Genomic DNA, 1,139 nt, shown 5'->3' on the forward strand with positions numbered 1-1,139 from the left:
CTAGTGTTCTGAGTCTTGAGTTCTGTTCAGATGTGTAGGCTTAGCCTATGGCTCGGATGGGGCGGCCGAAGGCCGAGTTGACGCTGTCGGACGAGGAACGGGCCGCACTGGAGGGGTGGGTGCGGCGTCGTTCCACGCCGCAGGCGTGGGCTTTGCGGTGCCGGATCATCCTGGCCTGCGCCGAGGGTGTCTCGAACAAGGACGTGGCTGTCCGTCTCGGATCAACGCCTCAGGCGGTCGGCCGTTGGCGGGCCCGTTTCGTGCAGTACCGAATCGCGGGCCTGGGAGACATGCCGCGTTCCGGCGGCCCCAGATCGGTGACGGACGAGCAGGTTGCCGCAGTGGTCACCAGGACCTTGGAGTCCAAGCCGAAGAACGCGACGCACTGGTCGACGCGGTCGATGGCGAAGGAAATGGGCCTGTCCCAGTCCTCGGTCTCACGGATCTGGCGGGCGTTCGGCCTGCAGCCGCACCGCTCGGAGACCTTCAAGCTGTCGACCGACCCGTACTTCGTCGACAAGGTCCACGATGTCGTCGGTCTTTATCTGGACCCGCCCGAGCGGGCGCTGGTGTTCTGCGTGGACGAGAAGTCGCAGATCCAGGCCCTGGACCGGTCCCAGCCGGTGCTGCCGATGATGCCCGGGGTCCCGGAGCGGTCAACGCACGACTACGTCCGGGCCGGCACGACCACCCTGTTCGCCGCACTCAACGTGGCCACCGGCAAGGTGATCGGCTCCCTGCACCGCCGCCATCGGGCCGAGGAGTTCAAGAAGTTCCTGGTCAAGCTTGACAGGGAAGTGCCGGCAGGCCTGGACGTCCATCTGATCTGCGACAACTACGCCACCCACAAGACCCCGGACATCAAGAAGTGGCTGCTCGGCCACCCCCGGTTCCACCTGCACTTCACCCCGACCGGGTCGTCCTGGCTGAACCTGGTCGAGCGATGGTTCGCCGAACTCACCAACAAGCAGATACGGCGAGGCGTCCACAAGTCCGTCCAGGCCCTCGAGAAGGACATCCGTGACTGGATCGCCGCCTGGAACACCGACCCCAAGCCCTACATCTGGACCAAGACCGCAGACGAGATCCTCGAACGCCTCGCCAGCTATCTGAACAGAATTCCCGACTCAGAACACTAG

General features: G+C 64.7%; 1 protein-coding gene. It reads left to right on the forward strand.

Translation table 11 applies throughout. The features are described from left to right. Positions 1 to 56 precede the first annotated feature (56 nt). Positions 57 to 1,139 (forward strand): IS630 family transposase, encoded by a 1,083-nt coding sequence (locus ABZY44_RS37760; RefSeq protein WP_356662085.1) that lies wholly within the window; start codon positions 57 to 59, stop codon positions 1,137 to 1,139.

The sequence above is a fragment of the Streptomyces sp. NPDC006544 genome (genome assembly GCF_040611715.1).
Lineage (GTDB): Bacteria > Actinomycetota > Actinomycetes > Streptomycetales > Streptomycetaceae > Streptomyces.